The sequence below is a fragment of the Psychrobacter sp. 1Y4 genome, from assembly GCF_051847555.1.
In genome coordinates this window covers 1-673 of the sequence record NZ_JBPYDE010000627.1, presented here as the reverse complement: position 1 = coordinate 673, position 673 = coordinate 1, and the positions used below count along the sequence as shown (strand labels likewise).

1 pseudogene is annotated in these 673 nt (G+C 37.0%); it reads right to left on the bottom strand.

Annotated features, from left to right (window positions below):
* Positions 1 to 291 (bottom strand): annotated as a pseudogene (locus tag ACS8FC_RS17980) (hypothetical protein); the annotation flags it as partial.
* Positions 292 to 673 lie beyond the last annotated feature (382 nt).

Here is a 673-nt window from a genome sequence, read left to right as displayed (position 1 = left end):
CTGATAACGTGAGGACTTGATGCTTAGTATGTGTTCAGGCGTCATCGTGACACTATCACTGGTAATGACAACGGGGGAGTCTGCCGTTGCCGTGTTTTCAGGAGCGACTGACTCAGTCTCAGGTGGTGAGGGCTGACAAGCAGCAAGCAATAAAACGCTGAGCAAGTAGAGGCTTTTTTTGGAATATTTAAAGGCTGTCATAGCAGTCACCGTTATAGTCGTCGCTTCATTATATAGTGAATAGATACGCGGTGGAACAATTGCGCCATACTTACTAATCTTAAGTAGCATAAGCGTTTGTCGCAAGAAAATAGACGAGGTTACCGACTTATTAAATAAGAACAGCGGTTTATGATACTCACTAGTTAGAACATTAATTTGCTAATGACTGGAAAAGCATCAATAACTGTGCTAAAACAAACATAACGAAATACTGTGATACATTTTTATCACAAAAGAAAATTATTCAGCAATGTGATTATTGATTCTATATAATGCAGGAATATCATAAAGTTGGTTACCTCGTTGTTTGAATAACGTTGTCACTGACAGTAAGTAAGTTCAAAATTTTTTGAGTGTTTTAAAAGGTAATACGACTTTGCTTGATGGTTATAAAAGTAAAATATTGAGCCTAAAAAGCTAAGAGTTGCACTCAGTTTTATGAGCTTATTAC